This window comes from Brachybacterium squillarum M-6-3 (assembly GCF_000225825.1).
In the GTDB taxonomy this organism is placed as follows: Bacteria; Actinomycetota; Actinomycetes; order Actinomycetales; family Dermabacteraceae; genus Brachybacterium; species Brachybacterium squillarum.
The window spans coordinates 683,522-702,581 of the sequence record NZ_AGBX01000001.1; the positions used below are offsets into that span (position 1 = coordinate 683,522).

The window sequence follows — 19,060 nt, forward strand, 5'->3', positions numbered from 1 at the left end:
GTGTCTCGTGGGGGCGAGAGGGTGTGCCCATGATGTCATCGGGCTCCGACAGGCGGCGATGCTCGCCGCGGGTCGGGAAAGAGAGTCGTCATCCTCCCGACGTGCCGAGGTGACGCCCGATGTACCCGACGTAGACCTTGCCGGTGCCGCCGACGTCGTCGTGGAAGTGCAGTCGAGGGCTGATCCGTCCGACCTGGGTAAGTTTCAGGTGGGCCCACATGTGCACGTGACCCGCGGGATCCACCGCTGCGGGCACGGGGAGCAATCGTTGATCGGCGAGGTCCCGTCGAGCGGTGGTCGTCTCGGACTCCCGTGCCGCGTAGTGCGAGACCCCGAACCCGGCGTACCCGCTCGGGGTGGTCCGCAGGTAGCCGTACAGGCCCTCGTCATGGACGCCTTCGGCCCGCGCCCGGGCGTAGTCGTAGAGGGCGAGCAGGCCCTCCCAGCACCGCTTGGCGCCCACCGTGTTGGTGTCGTACTCGTCGAGCGCCTCGGTGGTCGCGGGGTCGCCCGTGAACTCGACGTAACGCTCGAGGTCGAGCGCCATGATCGGGATGTCGGAGAACTGCTCGGGGAACGGTTCGTCCGCCGGATGGCCGGGTGCGTCGACGTCGGACGGGCCGCTCGTCCCGCCCGGCGCGAAGCTGCTGAGCGCCCGGGCGTTCGACTCCGCGGTGTGGCGGCGATCGATCTCGCGCGCGAGCTCCCGTTCCAGGCCGGCACGGGAGCGTTCGAGCTCCTCGGTGGCGTCGGCCATGCGCTCGGCGTGGGCCTGCCGGTCGAGGGCGTCCCGTTCCGCGTCCTCGAGCACCTCGCTCATGGTCCGCGCCCAGTCCAGGGCTTCCTCCAGGGACCCCGTACCCGTGGCCTCGAGCAGGGCGGCGAGCGCGGGATCGGCGGCGGACCCCGTGGGCGTGAGCGGGCTCGGTCCCTGGGCCTCCCCGCCGTCGCCCGACCGCTCGGCCCCCGCGGCCGGTCGCGGGTCCTTCGGCGGCGTCGCCGTCCGCGGTGACGTCACGGCGCCGGCGTCATCCGGCTTCGCGGGCCCGGGATACATCGGCGACGAGGGGGTGAGGACGGGGGCGGGGGCCGCGGATCCCTCGCGCGGTGTCCTCGGTGAGGACCGGACCGGTGATCCGTCGTGCTCCGCCGTCCGGGGGAGGACGGGTTCCGAAGGGCCTGTCGGCCGGATGCCGGTCGGAGGTGTCTCCGGTCCGGGGTGGCCCGTTCCCCGCGCACGGCGACCGACCCGGAACTGTTCGGACAAGGCGCGACGGTCGAAGACCCGGCGGGCCTCGCGGAGTCCGACCGGTTCCTCCGTCGCCCACGCCTCGAAACGCGCGATACGTCCCACCAGGGCGGCGGCGGCCCGCACGGGCAGGGTCTCGAGGCGGGCGACACCGATGCGTCGGTGCCGCAGGGCGTCCTGCGCGTCGAAGGGGACCGGGGACGGGGCGAACGACCGGATGCTCCCCGGTCGGACTCCCATGGACTTCCCCAGGTGATGCATGAGCAGGGCGTTCGCCTCGTGGTCGAGGACGTACGAGTGCGCGAGTCCGGCGAGCTCGCGGGAGCGTCGCTCCATCCATTCCCGGACCTGCTCGGGATCCTGACCGGGTCGGGCCGCGGTGACGAAGACGGGGGCGCGACGCCCCTCGTCGGCGAGGACGGCGGCGAACTCCCGGAAGTGGTCTTTCCCGATCACCCAGGTGGCATCGTCGAGGTCGCTGGCCCCGTCGAGGATCGTGAGCTCCTCGAGCAGGCGCGGGACGAGACGCGGGCGGTTCCCGAACCGCTGCTCGGAGTTGCGGACGATGACACTGAGCCATCCGCCACCACCGCTGTCCTCGACCCCGAGGGCCTCGGTGAGCCATTCCCCCTGGTCTCCGCTCTCGGCGAGGGTGAGTCGCAGGGCCCGCGTCGCCTCGCCCCCGAACCCGTCCAGACGGGTCGTGAAGGAGTCGCCGGACAGCACGGCCGGGAGCCCGGCACCGAGCGAGCCGTGCTTCTCCGCGATCCAGGTGCGGGCGGCGGTGTCCAGCCGATCGAGCCACGGTCCCTCGTCGGTGACCCGGAGGAGCGACCGGAAGTCGTAGTACCGGGGGTCGGGCGCGTCCGGTTCCGGTGCCGCGGTGGCCGCCCGGCGGCCGGGGCGTGGAGCGTGGTGTTCGGGGGCCATGCGGGTCCTTCCTCGGGGTGATCGGGATCGCGGGAATGCCGGTCCGGCACGGGCGCCGTACGGCGCCGTTCCCGGCTCAGTCCACGTGCAGGAACGGGCTGGCGGCCTTCGTCCACGTGTAGACGAGTTCGTCGCGGGCACGGGAGGCTCCGACGTAGAGCAGGGACCGTTCCTGCAGCTCGGCGATGGAGGCGGCTTGTTCGTCGTAGGCCTGGCCGGGCTGCGGCCTCCGCACGGAGCCCGCGTCGACCTCGAACAGCAACACCTTCGAGAACTCCATGCCCTTGGCCCGGTGGAACGTCATGGCGAGCGGGGCGCCGGTGCGTTCGGCGTTGCGGTCGATGTTCGCGACCGTGAGGCCCCGCTCCGCCATCGCCCGCACCAGCAGGTCGCGGGTATTCGCCCATCGGGTGAGCAGGCCGATGGCCGAGGGGTCCATGTCCGCCTCGTGGAGCTCGTCGAGCCAGGTCCGCAGCTGCGTCGCCGTCTTCTCGAGCTCGTCGGTCAGGTCCTCCGCGTGGATCGGCAGGGGCTCCGGGCCGCTCCGGGCCGACCGGAAGGAACCCCCTCCCGCGGCACCGATCGTCTCCTCGTCCATCGACCCGAGGTCGAAGTCGCCGCCGTCGAGGACCCTCACGGCGAACTCCAGGTTCTGGGCGGTCGTGCGGTAGTTGAGCTTCAGCCTTCGGGAGCGACCGGTGATGCGGATCCCGTAGCGACCCAACCGCACGGGATTGGTGTAGATCCGCTGGTGGGAGTCCTCCGCGATGAACATGTCGTCCTCGCCCTCGGCGACCAGGGCCCGCAGCATCTGCCACTGGGGCGGTCGCAGGTCCTGCCCCTCGTCCACGAGGACGTGGTCGGCGGGGCGTTCCCCGGTCTCCTCCGCACGGGCGTCGAGCACCGCGGCGGCGACGGCGCTGAGCTCGTCCCAGTCGATCTGCTCGTCCCGCATCCCGTTCTCGCGGTATCGGGCGACGACCTTCCACACCGCGCGGCGCTGGTTCCGGCCCAGCCGCGTCCCCCGCCCGCCCCGGGCCACCCGGAGATACGCGGTCTCGTCGGTGATCCGGTGCGGGAGCACCACCTCCCGGTACTCGTCGGCGAGGAAGGACTCCGAGCGGAGGGCCTCGTCGAGGTCCGCCCCGGCCTCGTCGAGGGCAGTCTGCCAGGCCGTGCCGCCGGAGCGCATCCGTTCGAGCCGGCGGGTGCCCCATCCGAGCACCTGCTCCATGGGTCCCTCGATCCCGGGACGCCCGACCACCAGGTTGCGGGCGATCCGGTCCACGTTCTCGATGTGCATCCCCGGGTTCCCCAGCACGTCGGTGCGCTCGACGTCGCCGTCCAGGGAGCGCACGTGGGTCCCGAGCGCGTCGGCGAGGTTGCGGGTGTAGGTGGTCAGGACGATGCGTGGGGTGTGGCCCTGCTCGCGCGACTCCCGGGCCAGGCGGACCGCCCGGTGGACGAGGACGACGGTCTTCCCGGTCCCGGCCCCGCCTGTGAGCCGGTAGGGGCCGCGGGTGTTCACATCGACGTAGGTCTGCTGCTCAGGATGGAGGAACACCCGCCACTGCTGGAAGTCCGCCGAGGCGAGGATCTTCTCGAGCGCCTTGTCGTCCCTGATCAGGTGGAAGGTGGCCCGGGATGCGTCCGAGCCCATGGACCGCACCAGGTCCTCGGTGGACGAGGGGGTGCCGACGGCGGTACCGCCACCGGCACCGGTGAAGTAGGCGGCACGGACGTCGGGGAGGGAGGTCCCCGTGGCGAGGTCCAGGAGCGCCTTCCCCTGCCAGCCCGGGGCGGAGTCGGCCAGTTCCAGGAGCTGGTCCTCGTCGGCCTCGGCGGCGGCGCGGGCGAGCGCGTGGTCGATGCCGAGTTCCTCCTCGAGCTCCTGCGCGCTCACGGTGAGGACCGGGCCGCCGGCTCCCGTCGGCGCGGGCGCGGGAGCCTCCGGCGTGGCCTCCGTCGACCCGTCCTCGGCCTCTCGCTCCTCGTGTTCCCGTCGGGCCGCCTCGCGGGCCTCCCGCTCCGCGATCTGCTCCGCAGCGATCTCCGCGGCGCGGCGCTGCAGCTCGGACTCCGAGTACCCGCCACCCTCGCCGGTCCGGAGCGCCTCGGCGTCGTCGCGGATCTCGGTGGAGCCGGAGACGGGGTTCACGCGCAGGTAGAGGGAGCGAGCCACGCGGTAGGCGTCGTCGTGGTCGTACACCCCCTCGACCAGCCAGAAGGGGTCGCCGGCACGACTGAGCTCGAAGGCCAGGATGCGGTACTGACGGGTGACCCGGATGGAGCGGATGCGGTCGTCCGCGGCCTGGTGGATCGGCTCGACGTGCAGCCCGGCCATCTCGCGGTTCGCGCGCAGCTTCTTCAAGGTGGAGTCGACCTGCGACAACAGGTTCTTGGGGATGCTCCCGAAGAAGGAGTCGGAGATCGAGATCGTGGTGGTCTCACTCATGCGCGGTGCCTCCGGTCAGTCCGAGTCGTTCGGCGACATTCTCCGTCGAGGGTCCGACGATCAACCACCCCTCCGATTCCAAGTGCTCCCGGTCCCGGGGTGGGAGTTCCTCGGCCACGAAGGCCCGGCGTCGCTCGGGCCAGGCGAGGTCCAGGGGGATCCCGGCGCCGAACTCCTCCCCCACCACGGGCGCCTCGACACCGAGGGACGAGAGGGCCCGCAGCACCTGCCGTTCGGTGTCCGTGATCGCGTCGTCGAGGGCTTGCTGCCAGTCCTGCGGGACGACGATGTCGACCCGGGCGGGCACGGGCGCTGATTCCTCGACGGCGTCCCGGGTGACGTCGTGCCCAGCCACCACCAGGGAAGCGGTGGTGAGGACCACCGAGTCCCCGGCCGGATGCCCCTGGGCGAGGTTCGCGAGCAGGCCCCAGGTGCGCCAGGACTCCGCGAACCCGGTGGCCTCGACGGCGGCGGGGCGGTCGTCGAGGACGAGGGTGGTGGTGCCCGCCCTCCCGGGCGCCGGGATCGAGGCGACGACGGAGAGTTCCCCGGTGCAGCGGCCGACGACCTGGGATCCGCCGCTCCCCTCGGGCAGTGGCTTTCCGTCCAGCAGTCCGAGCGCGACCCCCGGCGCGTCGTCCGAGGAGATGCGGCCGAGAAGTGCGGTGTTCCCCGGGTACACGAAGAAGAACGGGAGTGGAGCGGCGACCCGGACCAGAGGATCCGTGGAGCCTGCCCGCATGATGGCGAGCAGGAGGTCGATCGGGTCGGCGGTGAGGAGTCGGGCGGTGTCCCGGTTGCCCGGCGACCGCTGTTCCCAGGCTGCCACGGCCCGGTCCACCAGGAGATCCGGGAGCGTGCCGCCGGACCTGTCGTCGTCCCGTCGGGCGCGCTCGTCGAGGTCAGCCCGCGTGACGGCGAGGGGCAGGTACCCGTGCCGGCGCAGGCGCATCCGCTTGACCGCGTCGTCCGCCACCCGGTTGTGCGTCCCGCTGGCGTGGAAGGTGCGACCGTCTGTGTAGACGGCGATGCCCTCGACGTCGGCACCGGGCCAGGTGAGGACGAAGTCGGGGCGGGTGCCCGCGACGTCCACCTGCGGGGTGATGGTGAAGACCCGTCCGCCGAGGCGCACGGTGACCACCTGGCCGCGGTCGCTGCTGCGGGTGGCGACGTCGGCCCCGGGCAGGGCCGATGCGGCGTCCCGGAAGGCCAGGCGGAAGCGACGTTCGAGGTCCGAGTCCGCGACCGAGGACTGGTCGGCCGCACCGTCCACGGGCTCCCACCCCATCCGCTCGGCGTCCGGCTCCTGCCCGAGCAGGTGCTCGAGCAGCTCGACGGCGAGGTCGCGGCGCACCAGGGGACGTCGCGGCGGAGGGACCTGGGGCAACAGACAGCGATGGCAGGCCGCGAGGCCCTCCTCCTGGCAGGCACAGTCGCGCAGGGCGTCCAGGGCGCCGACGAGGATGGACCACACCTGGGGGGCCTCGGCGAGCTCCATCAGGTAGCCGGTGCCGCCGGGCACGGCGTCGGAGAGCAACAGGGCACGTTCGCCCGCGCGGTCGGGATGGGGGACGACATCGAGGTCGAGCGAGCCGATGCTGCCGCCGAAGCGACGCTCGATGCCGAGCTGCCAGGCGCCGACCAGGTTCCAGAGGCTCTCGTCCGTGGGATCGTCCAGCACGTCGCGGGGCAGCGTCATCAGCACCGTCTCGGTGGTGACGGTGCGGGCGAGCAGCGCCGCCCGGTTCCGTCCCTCCCGGGCGTACCGCAGGCCGCACCAGGACTGATGGTCCTGGGGTCTGTTGCCACCGGTGTCGGAATCGTGGTGCCCGCATTCCGCGCACAGCAGGAAGCCGGGGGCGGAGCGGTCCTCGCCGGAGATCCGTAGGGTCCCGGAGGCCTGGTGGGGGGCGCCGAGGTTCAGCCGGGTGAGGGTGGTCCCCCGGTGCAGGTCCACGCCGAGCCCCAGGCCCGGTACAGTCCAGCGGTGGCGCAGCCGGTCGTGGTCGAACGCCACGGAGACGGCGGTCTCCCAGCGCATGCGTACCCGGTCCTCGGAGGAATCGGTGATGCGGGAGCGGTTGCGGGTCATGGTGGAGTAGACCCGGCGGAGGTCCACCACGGCCCGGTGTTGCCCGGGGTCGCCGATCGCGCGGTCACCACAGCCCGGGCAGAGCACCGGGGGCGAGGTGTCCGCGAACGGGACCACCCGACCGCAGACGGGACAGAAGGCGGTGTCCTGCAGGGCGTGGCCGTCCACGCCGATGTCCACCGCGTCGACGACGAGGTCGCGGCCGTGGGCGTAGAAGTGGGACCCGGGGGCGAGTTCGGTGAGGGCGGGACGCCCGGAGCGGGTGATGGTGGAGGCCTCGTGCTGCCAGTGCCCGGCCTCGTCCTGCCAGATGAGGGTGGCGTCGAGGGCCACGGCGTCGTCCACCAGGGTGAAGTTGGGCAGCAGGGCGAAGCGCTCCAGCACCCCGATCCAGTGGGCGGACTCCAGGGCGGAGACCTCGGCCCCCACGCGTCCGGCGCTCCCCCGCAGGCGGCGGGCCTCGGCGCGGCGTTCGTCGTCGCTCAACGCCTCGGGGTCGCCGATCTCCTCCTGTTCGGCGCTGATCAGCAGCGACTCGGCCGTGAGGGCCTGTATCGCGGCGGCTCGTTCCTCATCGGTGGGGAGCTCCGCGAGGGCGGCGAGGTTCTGCTGGACGTGGGCACGACGGCGCCGCAGCTCTTCGCGTTCGGCGTTCCAGGACCGGACGGCGTCGTGGACGGCCTGTTGCAGCCCGCTGCCCTGCTCGGTGGTGCGGGCCCAGGCGCGGAGGTCCTCCCGCGCCTCCTCGGTGAGACCGTCCCAGGCGTGCTCCCCGGGGGCGAAGGTGCCCAGGAAGGCCTCGATGCGGTCATTCCCGCGGCGGCTCATCTCCTCCAGGAGCGCACCCAGGAAGGTCCCGGGGCCGGAGGAGGCGAGCACGGGTCGCTGCGGGGTGGGTGGGTCGATGCGGTCGTCACCCGCGAGGGCGTCGAACACGGATGCGATGAACTGCCGGCGCAGGATCTCCTCGGCGGAGAGGTAGGCCCCGGGAGCGCGGACGGTGCCGTTGAGCATGTCGAGGGGGTCCGCGAACACCCCGGCGGCACGACCCCGGCCGGCGACGAAGGTGATGTCCAGGGAGTTCCCGGTGAGGCGCCCGGCACGGCCGACGCGCTGGAGATAACTGGCGACGGTGCGCGGCACGGAGGCGAGCAGCACGGTGGAGAGGTCACCGATGTCGATGCCCATCTCCAGGGTGGGGGTGGCGACCAGGACGTTCGGGGACCCGGGAGTGGTGTGGCTGCGCTTGAAGGCGGTCTCGTGGGCGAGGCGCTCGACGTTCTCCAACAGGGAGGTGTGCTCCCGGGCGACCACACGGCGCATGTCCCCGGCGTACAGGCTGCGGTAGTAGCTGGTGGGGATCGGGTGCGGGCGGAGCTCCCCATCGCACCGGAAGCGCGGGCAGTTCCCTTCCTCGAGCTGTTCCAGGACCGGGGCGGTGCCGGTGACGGTCTCCCCGCAGACCGTGCAGGCCAACGCCGGGGTCGGTTCATCGGGCCCTCCGGGGGGCCGGCAGGCCTCGATGCGGTCCGGGAGCAGCGCGAAACTGCGCACACCACCCCCGTCCTTCGCCGCGACCTCGTCGAGCACGCCCGCGTCCCGCAGGGACTCGAGGAGGGGTCGGAGCAGGGAGGAGGCGAGGCCCCTCACCCGACCCAGGACCCGCATCGTCCAGTCGGTGTACCAACCGCGACGGTCGGTGAGGTCCTCCAACGCGCTCCGGTCCCCCAGTGCGCCGAGGGCGGGCAGTCCGGGACGTGCCCGGTCCGGGGGGAAGGCGGTCATGAGGTCGGGATCGGGACGCCCTCCCCACAGCCGGTAGGCCATACCGCCGCTCTCGCGGAAGGGGCGGAGCCACGGGTGGGAGACGGCACCCCGGGTCCGGAGGCGCTCCAGCACACCCCGCACCCAGAGCCGGCGGAGGCGGCGGTCGTCCCCGAGGGCGGAGGCCTCGAGGCCGGCGAGCGCACGGTCCGCGGCGGCGTCGAGCTCGGCGTCGGTGGCCCGTACCTGGGCCCGGGCGGACCCGGTGAGCAGGAGGGTGCGGCCCACCTGTCCGGTGAGCCCCAGTTCGAGCCCCACGTCGAAGGCCAGACGGCGCGCGGCGGACTCCCGGGCGCGGCGCCGGTCCGGCCGGGAGTACAGCGGGGTGCCGGGCACTCCCTCCTGCCAGAAGGGTCGGAGGCGCTCGACGCCCGCGATGGTGGGGTGCAGCAGGCGGTAGCGCTGTTCGGGCGTCACGGCGGCGTCGAGCATCCGCTCGACGATGCTCTCGAGGGCCGTGGGCTCCTCGGTGAGGGCGCCGTGGATCACGGACCGCAGGGAGAGGCCGTGGGAGCGGGCCTCCACGAAGCCGGCGCGGTGGGCGGCGTCCTGCACGGAGTCGGTGAAGACCAGGGCCTTCTTCTCCCCCAGGTCCAGGCCGGGGGTGCCGAACAGGCTGGTGAGGGTCACGGAGAGCAGGGTCGCCACCCGGGACCCGAGAAAGCGGATGCCGTCCTTCTCGTCACAGGCGGGGCAGCTCTGGTCCAGGGAGCGGTCGTCGGCATCCGCCCCGGCGTGCACCAGCACGGGGATACCGGAGGAGTCGGCATCCTCGGCGACGGGTCCGAGCCGGTCCAGGGTGAGGGTGTCGAGGTTCAGGTGGCGGCGGCGGGAACGGGATGCGGTCTCCTCCGTCCCGTCGCCCGTCCCGGACAGGGTGGTGTCCTGGATCAGGGCGCGGAAGCGGCCGGTGCGGCGCACGGCGTCCTCGCGGACGGCGTCGGGGCGCAGGTCGAGGTCATCGCCGACGGCGCGGGTGGTGACACCCCACCCGGAACGACCGCAGTGGCGGCAGTGGATCGCGGGGAGGGCGCGGGTGTCGTCGTGGCCGGCGGTGTCGCTCCAGGTGAAGGCCGGGGCCGTGGTGACCAGGCGGTCCACCCGGGTCACCTCGCGGATCCACAGGTGGGCCTCGACGGAGGGGAAGGCGTTGCGGCCGGCCGTGGCGCGCAGGTGGGAGAGGGCGGCGAGCAGCAGGGAGGTGGCGTCGTCGGTGGCGCGGTCGTCGGTGGAGGCGGGGAACAGGCGACGACCGAGCGCGGTGAGGGCGACGGCGCTGCGGGTTGCGTCCAGCATCTCACGGACGACGGGGTGGGCGAGGGCCAGGTCGCGGGCGCCGACGCCGCCCCGGGCGGCGATCTGCACGGCGGGCGAGTCGTCCTCGTCCTCGGCGCGCCAGAGGGCGTCGAGGACGTCCTCGAGGAGCCGGGTGGGGTCGGTGTCCCCTCCGGCGGCGAGGTGGGTGCGGGCGAGCGCCTGCAGGGCGGGCACCGAGGGGGTGACGGCGGTGAGGGCGGGGAGTCCGTCGTCCTGCATGATCCCGGCGACGGCGGTCCGCGGGGGCGCGGTGAAGGCGTCGAGGTCCACACGCGTCTCGGTGATCACGGCGGAGGGGTCGATGTCGACGCCGGTCACGGTCCCGGCGAAATCGAGCATGGCCCGGGCGGCGTCCTCCCCGTCGCCGAGGGTGGCGGACGTGGCGACGGGGGTGAGGTGCACGGGGCCGTGGGCGGCGGCCTCGAGGACGATCCGCAGCCGCCGCAGCAGCATGCCGACGTCGGTCCCCTGGGCGCCGTCGTAGGTGTGGAACTCGTCGAGCACCAGGTAGCGCAGGCTGTCGCCGGAGGCGTCCCAGAGGGGTCGGTCGGCCCGGCGCAGCAGCAGTTGGTCGAGCATCTTGTAGTTCGTCAGCAGGATGTCCGGCACGCTGCGGCGGATCATCTCGCGGTCGGTGACGAGACCGTCGGCGGTGACGGTGGTGGAGGGGGAGTCCCCCGCCTCCCCCGTGTACAGGGCGGCGGAGATGCCCCGGTAGGCGGGGTTCCCGGTGATGGTGCGGGCCAGGCGGGAGGCCTGGTCGTTGGCCAGGGCGTTCATGGGGTAGAGGACGAGCGCCTTGAGCCCGCCGACGCCGGCGGCGCGGGCGCGGGCCGCGTGGTCGAGCACGGGGTAGAGGAAGGACTCGGTCTTCCCGGAGCCGGTGCCCGTGGTGACGACGGTGGGCCGGGGCAGGCGGAAGCCGTCACGGTCCTCGGGGTCGCCGGGCCGGGGCACGGTGCTGAGCCGGTCGAAGGCCGCGGCCTGGTGCGCGTACGGGGTGAAATCCGCCGGCAGGCTGGGCACCACCTGGTGCACGGGCACCTCCGCGGCGCTCTCCGCGAAAGGTAGGCGGGTGCGCAGGTAGGGGCCGAGGAAGATGCCGGCCGCGGGGTCGGTCAGGAAGGCGTCCAGGGCGGAGTCCACCGAGGGGTCGGCCAGGGAGATGGCGGTGGTGACGTAATCGGTGACGGCGCGACGCAGCGCCGCGGCCTGCCGGGTGGGGAGCAGTTCGGCCACGGCTCAGGCCTCCGTCCGGCGCAGGAACTCGGCGTGGGCGCGGCGCATGTCCGCCTCGCGATCCAGGATCCGGAACGGCAGCTCGTACACGATGCTCCGCCCGGTACCTGTGGCGCTGGGGTGGAGGGCGGTGCGGTCCTCGCGGGGCATGCCCGACTCGGGCCGGCCGGCTTTGTTCCAGGCGGTGCGCACGGAACTGGGGACGTGCCTGCCGTTCGCGTCGTAGATGTACGCCTTCTTACCCTCGCCACGGTCGTAGTCGTTCAGCACCCCGAACTGTGTGCGGTAGATCGTCACCAGGTCGTCGATCGGGATGCCGGTGACGATTGCCATGATCGCGTCGATCTCCACCAGGGCTTGCCGCCGGTCCTCGGCGATCCGCAGCGGGGAGGCCGTCGACCACTCCGGGCCGACGTCCCCGAGTGCGGGACGGTTCGGCCGGTCGAGGCCGCCGGTCCAGGCGTCCGCGGGGAAGGCCCTGTCGTAGGCGTCCTGCCAGAGATCGGCGTAGGCGTCCGTGAGGCAGTTCAGACGCAAGGCGCGGAGCATGGCGGCGGGCGCGAGGGGATGATCAACAGGGATTGTCGGCAGTCGTCGAGCCTCGGGCTCGCGAAGGTTCGCCCCCGCGGTGGACCGCATGAAGAAGTCAGCGATGATCGAGGTACTGCTGGCCGCCACGGCAGCGAGGGACGTCACCGAATCCGGGAACCCGAAAGACGCCACACCGTCGATGTGAGCTGTGCCCGGGGGGTAGACAGCGGAGATGAAGGTCCGTTCCCCAGTGGTCGCGGCCATCTTCCGCCACATCACGCGGTAGTGGTCGCGGACCGGGGTGGTGCGGGTGGGGGTCCCGTCGGTGTCGCGCTCGAGGACCCAGGTGCCGTAGGCGCGGTCGTAGGCCGAGGTGTCCGGGACGACCTCGCCGCTCACGGTGGTCTTCTCGCCGTGGACGGGCTGGTACTCCGTGGCCGGGATCGCCGAGGCCGGGAGCGTCTCCAGGTCCAGCGCCGAGTAGTCACGGTTGCTCGACATCGTCCGGTTGCGCTCGGCCGCGAAGGGGGTGCCGACGTGGAAGTACGGTCCCTGCAGGATCACGTCCCGCCACGACGGCGGCGTGCTCCAGCGGCTCTCGAAGAACCCCTTGGCACGGTCGAGGCTCTCGTCCCATCCTCTGCTGAACTCCGGCCGCAGAGCGCCGACCTTCGGGGCGCGCGCGAGCACGGCGAGCGCCTCCGCCGCCGCGTGGTTCACGCACGAGAGCATGCGACTCGCCCCCACCGGCACGTCCTCGTCGCCGGACTCCATGAGCGCGTGCCACAGCTCCAGCTCCATGCGACGGTTGCGCTGGATCCGCGCACGGTGCGGGGTGAGATCCCAGCCCCCGGTTGGGCTCTTGAAGCCCGGCTCGCGCCCCGAACCGTCGTGACGCAACGACCCCTCGACCACTGCGGGGTGGTAGACACTCACAGCGCTCAAGAAGTCGACCTCACTTCTCGCGCCGTACACATTCACCGAATACTCCACGAGGTTGTGGACCTCGGAGAAAAGCTTCAAATCGTTGATGAAACGCCAGTGACGGCGCAAGCGCGGATACGTCGCACCGCGCAGCGTGTAACCCTTCGCGTCCGTGAGGTGCGAGGGCGGATGCACGAGCGTCGACACGCCGGATTCGGCCGCATGCGCCCAGGTCTGCGCCATGAAGTTCCGGTAGAGGTCCGGCTGGGTCCCTGCCATCTCCGGGTACATCGCGCCGGACCCGACGAATGCTGCCGTGGACTCCACGTCGCGCGATCCGAGCAGCACGCTCTCCGTTGCGCCGCTTCGGGCCAGGGCGAGCTCGCGGCGGGACGCCTTCTGCGCGTTCGAGGGTTTGTTGGCGAGCACCCACCACGGGTCGAACTCCCCGAGCAGTGCCGCGACGTCCGGGCGCGGACGCACCCAGGGCGGGTTCCCCACCTGCAGGTCGAAGCCGCCGCGGTCGAAGGCGGCGGCGAAGTCCAGCTCCCAGTGGAAGAAGCGCTGCTCGGCGGCGATCTCCGTCGTGCGGCGCAGCCAGGGGGTGTCCCCCAGCAGGGCGGCGATGTCCACCGCGCCCCCCAGGACGAAGAAGGTCTCGATGGCGTCCAGCTCGTCCCAGTCGGCCGCGGACCCCATGATGCGCTGACCGGCCCGGTGACGGGCATAGCCGGTGCGGTCCTTCGCGACCTCCAGGCTGCTGCCCAGGATCTTCTCCAGGGTGTCCAGCCACTCGGCCGGGGTGGGCGGGGCCACCCCGTCCTCCGGCAGCACCGGCCAGAACCACAGGGCGCACCAGGCGTCCATCACCAGGCGCAGGCGACGGTAGGCGGAGTTCGCATCCGCGAGGCTCTGCTCGATCTGTTCGCGGGTCACCTCCCCGCCCCCGGGCGTCTTCGCCCCCCACACCGGGATCGCCCGGCGGGTCTGCTCCTCCGCGATCCGCTGGCGGCGCAGCGCGAAGCCCCACAGCTCCTCCACCCGCTGGGTGAGCGCCCGCAGCCGTTCGAGGTCATGCGCGGAGGGCTTCGCCTGGAACCGTTTGGCGTGCTCGCGCAGCTCCTTCGCCCGCCCGGGGGCGAGCTTCTTGATCTCGGTATCCTGAGCGGCGGCGAACCAGCCCTCCCCGGGCAGCAGGAAGTGGAACACCTTGCCCGCCACACCCGGCCGTCGCCCGGATTCGCTCGCCTGCTCGTGCAGCGTGGTGAGCGGGAGCGCCTCCGGGGCCGTCGCCACCACGTCCTTGAGCTTCGCCTCGCCGAGGGCGCGCGAGGAGTACAGGGCGTGCCGGGCCCCGATCAGCGAGTTCCCGGCACGCAGGCGCAGGCCGAACCAGGGCGCCTTCAACCCGGGTGCCATGGTGTCCAGCCACAGCGAGACCTCGGCGAGCTCCACCGCGGTGGGGTTCAGGTCCACGCCGTACACGTTGTGCAGGGCGATGTACGCCTTCACGCGCTGCTGTTCGGCGGCGTACTCCTCCGGGTCGATGCGCTCGCCGGTCTCCGCCTGCCGGCGGGTCAGGTACTCCGCCGCGAGCTGCCGCACCGCTTCGATCGCGAACGCCCCGGACCCGAGGGCCGGCTCACAGATCGACAGGTCCAGGATCTCCGCGGCCGCGGTGCGGCGCCGCCGGATCGGATCACCATCGAAGTCCTCGTCCGCGAACGTCGCGGTGCCCTCCGGCAGGTCCGCATCGTCCGCGATCACGGGGTCCAGGAGCTCGGCGAGACCCTGGGAGACCGTGAAGGAGGTGATGACCTCCGGGGAGTAGTAGCTCGCGGACTGCTGCCGGGCCCGCCCGGAGAGGCGGAACACGAACTCGCCGTGACGGTAGGTGCGGGGTGTGGGTTCCCCGTGTTCGTCCTGCACCATCACCAGGTGCCGGCGCATCCCCTCGTCCACCACGTCGGCGGGCACCACCCAGGAGCCGTCCTCCGGTCTCCCGTTCCGGGCCACCTCCACCAGGTCCTCCGAGGCGATGGAGCCGGTGTAGCTCATGAGGGACTCGTAGACCGCGCCGAGCTGGTTGATGCCGAGCGCCACGTAGCTGATGAAGCCGCGGTCCCGACCCTTCCTCACCCGGGAGAGCAGCAGGTTCTCCAGCACCTTCTGCAGGGCGGCGTTACCGAGGCCCACCTCGTCCAGCAGCGCCGTCCGCGCCGGGTCGAACAGGTCCGCCTCGAGCCGCTCGAACACCAGGGAGCCCGCGCCGTGTCCGGCCTCCTCGCCCCCGTCGCCGTCCTCGCCGGGGCCGTTCGTCTCCGTCCTCGGCGCGTGCCCCTCGTCCACCAGGCGGAACAGGAGCTGCAGGGACTCGTACAGGTAGGTGCCCCGCTCCGCCTCCGCGGGGACCTCCCGCTGGAGCAGGTCCCGCAGACGGTCCACCGAGTAGCCGGCCTGGTACTCGGGGGCGCCGGCCGGCACCACCCCCAGCTCCGGGGACGCCTCCGCGTACAGCAGGAACAGGATGCGGTACAGGTAACGCAGGGACTGCAGCGCGAGGCGCTGCGCCTCCCGGTCGTCGAGCTCCGGGAGCCCCTGCGCACGTCGGCGCTCCAGCACCTCGTTGGCCAGGATCTCGATGCTCTCCCGGACGCCGTCGCGCAGGTCCGCGGAGACGCCCACCGCGTTGCTCACGGCCTGCTCGCGGGTGGTGGTCCACCAGACGTGGGAGGAGGCGTCCGGAGCCAGGGAGTCGGCGCTCAGGCAGGCGAGCATCCGCTCCACCTCGCCCCCGCGCTTCAGATCGGCCCGTTCGGCGACGGTCTGCAGGTCCGCCACCAGGTAGCGGCCCTGGGGCCAGAGGTCCGCCGAGGTCAACACCGCGAAGCGACCCGCCAGGACCAGCAGGAACTCCGGGCCGTCGAGCTCGAGGGACAGGGCGGAGAGCACCTGCGGGACCGAGGTGAGGGTCCGCTCCTGCTCGGTGCCCTCTTCCAGCACGACGTCGGCCGGGAGATGTCCGGCGCCCTTGGACAGCACGTCCTCCACGTCGTCGGCGGCGAGGGCGTCCAGCATCGCGAGCGGCGCGTGCTCCACGCCGCGCGTCGCGAAGCGGCGCAGGGGGCCGGTGCGGGTGACGTCCCACCGCTCGGCCACTCCCTGTTCCGTGGCGTACCCGAGGACGGTGCGCAGGGTGTCCGCGAGGGCCACGGACCGCTCGGCCAGCTGCTCACGTCGGGCGGAACCGTCCGCACGCTCCTCGTCCAGGGCGGCGGCATCGGCCTGCAGGTCCAGCAGTCGGGAGACCATGTCGCGGAGCCCCCCGGTGAACCGTTCCCGCGGGCTCCGCCACCCGGGGTCGTGCTCGCCGGCGCTGCGCCACCCGTCGAGCAGCTCCTTGGTGCGGGCCGCGAAGGTGCCGGAGCGGTCCTCGGAGATGAAGTAGTGCTCGCTGATCCAATCCTCGACCACGTACAGGGCGTCACTGTGCGCCATCAGGACCCTCCTCAGGCCTCGGGACGGGGGACGACCACCAGCAGCGGCCGGACGAAGGTCTTCTCGGGCAGCAGGTCACGGACGATGCGCCGCTCCTGTCGTACGGCCGCGCGGGTCGCGGCGAACAGGGACCCCTGGTGGCGGGCACCGGCGGCCTCCGTCTCCCAGCGGTCCTGCTCCGCCCGCCAGGCCTCCACCCGGCGGGTCGCGGCGGCGCGGACGGGGGGCTCCACCTGCTCCGCCAGGTGCGCGCGGGCCACCGGCACCGCGGCGCGCAGCAGGGGCCGGTACCGCTCCGGATCCGCGACGGTGCTGCCGATCGAGTCCGGCCCGAGGCCGATCTCCCGGAACAGGTCCGCGGGGGAGGTGTGCGGCAGGGCGCGCAGCGTGTCGCCGTCCTCGGCGATCCCCAGCACGCTCGCGGAGACGATCTGCCCCTTCGCGGTGGTGAGCGTGCCCTGCAGGATCACCCACGGACGGTCCACGTCGCCGTGGACCGCGAACACGGCGCCGCGGTCCAGGCCGGCGAGCACCCGGTCCCCCACCCAGTCCAGCACCGGGTGCAGGGGTCCCAGGAAGTGGACCTCGGGCCAGTTGGTCCCGGAGTCGTCGTCCAGCGCGGAGCGGAGACTGCGGGCGGCGACCTCGTGGGAGGCCGTGAGCCGCAGGCTGCTCCGCACCCGGCGGTCCGCCAGGTAGCTCTGGGGCAGGTGCTCCAGACGGCGCGCGAGGTCCGGGGGCGGGGTGAAGCGGATCAGGCCTGTGCCCGGGTCCACCTGCAGGTCCACGCCGCCCCGGGAGGGGCTGCGGCCGGGCTCGGTGTGCAGTTCGGTGAGACCGTCGAGCAGGAACTCGGCGTCGTCCCGGAACAGCCCCGTGGTGTGGGTGCGGGCCACCCCGGCGCGGTGGCCCGCACCGCGCCGGGGGGTCACGGGGTCCATCGCGAGCAGCACGGCCAGGAAGTCGTCCTCGGGATCGAGGTCCTGCGGCGCGGGCGCCACCTCGTCGAAGTCCTTCACGCCGCGGAGCACGTCGATCAGGGCGCTCTGCTCCGCGCGGGCGTCGTACTTCTGCATCAGGGAGGCCGCGTCCCCCAACTGCTCGTGGGCCTCCGTCTCCCGTTGCAGGAGGCGGCGCAGCACGTGGACGTCCCCGTCGAAACCGTCGATCGCGCTGAGGTCGAGCAGGAGGGCGGTGATCTGCGGGGGTGTCCGCTGCCCGTAGCGGTCGATGCGGCCGTTGCGCTGCTCGATACGGATCAGCGACCAGGGCACGTCGTAGTGCACCAGTTCGTGGCACTGCGCGTGGAGGTTCACGCCCTCCGAGGCGATGTCCCCCGTCACCAGCACCCGGATCGGGGAGGCGGACTGCTTGAAGGACTCCACGACGCGCTGCTGCTCGACGTCCGTGAGCCCGCCGTGAAGCATCGCGACCTGGTCCGCGCGGAGGCCCAGGTCCTGCGTGAGGTGGGTGCGCAGCCAGCGGAGGGTCGCCACCCGCTCGGCGAACACGACCACCCGCTCGGGGGAGTTCTTCGCGATGCCCTTGTCCTGCAGGAGCGTCACCAGGAGCCGGTACTTCCCGGACCTCGGACCGCCCTTCACCGGGAGGCACGCCTCATTGAGCCGCATCAGTCGGTCCAGTGCGGCCGCCTCCGCGGCGGAGGCGCTGGTCGGCGGGATGGCCTCCAAGGTCTCCACCCCTGCAACGGCCCGCAGTTCCCGGCTGCGGTTGTTGAGGGTCTCCTGCAGGGCCACCGGGGAGGACAGGAACGCCTTGGCCAGGGTCCACGGGAACAGCTGCGCCCCGCGGCCGGCGACCGGGGACCGGCCGATGGCCGGATGCGTCCACACCGCGGAGATCTCCCGGGCGACGGCGACCTCCTCCGGGGACGGGTCCACCGGCACCAGGTCCGGGTCCCTCCGCTCCGCCCAGTTCTCCCCCACCACGTCCTTCACGGAGTCCGAGTACCGGTGCCGGCGGATCATCAGACGCTTCGTGGCGCCCTCGGCGATCTCCCGGGACGGGGAGACGGCCGTCGGCTCCAGCAGGCCGATCAATTGGGCGAAGGAGGCGTTGCTGCCGTTGTGCGGGGTGGCCGAGGCCAGGATCAGGGCGTCCGTGTTCGGGGACAGGAGCCTGGCCAACTGGTTGTTCTGCGTCGCCTGGTTGGTGACGTTGTGGGACTCGTCGATCACCACGGCATCCCACCGGTGGTCCCGCAGGTCGTGGGCGAAGCGGTCCTGCTTCAGGGTGTCCATGGAGACGATCACCTTCTCGTAGAAGGTGAAGGGGTTCCGCGAGGCGGGCAGCTTCTGCTTCACCTGCTGCACGCCCTCGGAGTCCAGGCGGACGAAGGGGATGGCGAAGCGGGTCCACAGCTCGTGCTGCATCTGCTCGAGCACGTGGCGCGGCACGACCACGAGGATCCTGCGGCCGCGGCCGCGCCGGATCAGCTCCGCGAGGATCATGCCGATCTCGAGCGTCTTGCCGAGTCCCACCGCGTCCGCGATGAGGATCCGCGGGCGTACCCGCTCCGGGTCCAGGGTCCGCTCGACGGCCTCCCGCTGGTAGGGCAGGTCGTCAGCGAGCATGCGGGAGGAGACCGTGAGGCCGGGTTCGTCGACCGGGACGGGGGTGCGACGCAGCATCGCCTCGAGCCAGAGACGTGAGCGCCGGGAGTGCGGGGAAGTGTCCGCGACGACCAGGGTGTCCTCCGGGGCGACCGGGTCGACCCGGTCCAGGCTCGCGTAGAAGGAGGCAGTCGTGCCCTCTACGAAGCCGCCCACCCCGCGCACGCCGTACAGGAGACCGTCGGGGCTGTCCTCCACCGAGGTGACGAGCCAGGTCTCGTCCCGCACCCGGACCAGGGATCCCGGGGTGATCGCGTCCTGCTGGTCCTGTCGCGTCCCGACCTGCACCGGTCACCTCTCCGTCGTCCGACCTCTCGCTGCACTGTATGTCAGACCGCATGGGCCATGTAGCTATCTCCGGGATGTGT

General features: G+C 72.5%; 5 protein-coding genes. All 5 read right to left on the reverse strand.

Annotated elements, in window-relative coordinates; genetic code table 11:
- Positions 1–88: 88 nt before the first annotated feature.
- Entirely contained in the window at positions 89–2,179 is a 2,091-nt protein-coding gene (locus OM98_RS03100; protein ID WP_010533110.1) for a hypothetical protein, read from the reverse strand.
- 76 nt (positions 2,180–2,255) lie between these two features.
- Positions 2,256–4,634: a UvrD-helicase domain-containing protein gene (locus OM98_RS03105; protein ID WP_010533111.1), complete on the reverse strand. Its 2,379-nt coding sequence runs from the start codon at positions 4,632–4,634 to the stop codon at positions 2,256–2,258.
- A complete protein-coding gene (locus OM98_RS03110; RefSeq protein ID WP_010533112.1) occupies positions 4,627–11,106 on the reverse strand; it encodes a DEAD/DEAH box helicase in 6,480 nt (2,159 codons plus the stop codon). Before OM98_RS03110 ends, OM98_RS03105 begins: the two co-directional genes overlap by 8 nt.
- Before the next feature lie 3 nt (positions 11,107–11,109).
- Positions 11,110–16,059: a restriction enzyme gene (locus OM98_RS03115; protein WP_010533113.1), complete on the reverse strand. Its 4,950-nt coding sequence runs from the start codon at positions 16,057–16,059 to the stop codon at positions 11,110–11,112.
- 11 nt (positions 16,060–16,070) lie between these two features.
- Entirely contained in the window at positions 16,071–18,980 is a 2,910-nt protein-coding gene (locus OM98_RS03120; protein WP_010533114.1) for a DEAD/DEAH box helicase, read from the reverse strand.
- Between the last annotated feature and the right edge of the window lie 80 nt (positions 18,981–19,060).

Excerpts from the sequence above, each read along its gene's own strand:
- OM98_RS03100 (WP_010533110.1), bottom strand. The coding sequence starts at position 2,179 with ATGGCCCCCGAACACCACGCTCCACGCCCCGGCCGCCGGGCGGCCACC.
- OM98_RS03115 (WP_010533113.1), bottom strand. The coding sequence starts at position 16,059 with ATGGCGCACAGTGACGCCCTGTACGTGGTCGAGGATTGGATCAGCGAG.
- OM98_RS03105 (WP_010533111.1), bottom strand. The coding sequence starts at position 4,634 with ATGAGTGAGACCACCACGATCTCGATCTCCGACTCCTTCTTCGGGAGC.